The sequence below is a fragment of the Streptomyces poriferorum genome, assembly GCF_019399235.1.
In the GTDB taxonomy this organism is placed as follows: domain Bacteria; phylum Actinomycetota; class Actinomycetes; order Streptomycetales; family Streptomycetaceae; genus Streptomyces; species Streptomyces poriferorum.
Window position 1 is genome coordinate 1 of sequence record NZ_JAELVH010000625.1, and the last position, 553, is coordinate 553.

The 553-nt window shown below is 71.1% G+C and carries 1 protein-coding gene and 1 pseudogene; both read right to left on the reverse strand.

Going from position 1 to position 553, the window contains the following annotated elements:
- Nucleotides 1-105: 105 nt before the first annotated feature.
- Nucleotides 106-354, reverse strand: a complete 249-nt coding sequence (locus JGS39_RS40115; RefSeq protein WP_219574669.1) for an HGxxPAAW family protein — start codon at nt 352-354, stop codon at nt 106-108.
- Between the two features lie 117 nt (nt 355-471).
- Nucleotides 472-553, reverse strand: a pseudogene (locus JGS39_RS41330) (Trp biosynthesis-associated membrane protein); the annotation flags it as partial.

Sequence of the window (553 nt, forward strand, 5' to 3'; positions counted from 1 at the left end):
GGGCGGGGGAAGGCGATGCGTCCACCCGGTGATTGTCGCCGCTCATACGGAAAGGCGCAGCCCGGACCGGGCTGCGCCTCGCGTGTGTGCGTCCTCGGAACGGATTCAGGAGATCTGCGCCTGCCCGGCGCGGGCCCTGGCCGCCGCCAGCTCCGTCGACTCCTTCGGCATGCCGAGGCCGGCGGCCTTCATCGCGAGGCCGACGATCCCGCCGACGAAGACGACGACGATTCCGGCCCAGAAGCCCAGCGGGTTGGCCGCGACCATGAAGACGCCCGCGATGCAGAAGCCGATGAAGGCGATGATGACACCGGTCCAGGCGGCCGGGGTGTGTCCGTGGCTGCTGCCCGCCATGAGTTGCTCCTCGTTGGTGTTGCGCTGTTGGTATCGCTCGGGTCGCCGCGACCGTGCCGCCGTGCTACGAGCTCAGGGTCATTGTCCCGTACGGGCAGGTGCGACGTGAGCTGGGGGTCATGCCTCGCGCGTCGGGTCCTCGCCGCGGTCCAGCGCCTTCCACAGGTCCTCGGGCCGGTCGGGGTCCGGGGCCGTGGGG

Excerpts from the sequence above, each read along its gene's own strand:
- JGS39_RS40115 (WP_219574669.1), bottom strand. The coding sequence starts at position 354 with ATGGCGGGCAGCAGCCACGGACACACCCCGGCCGCCTGGACCGGTGTC.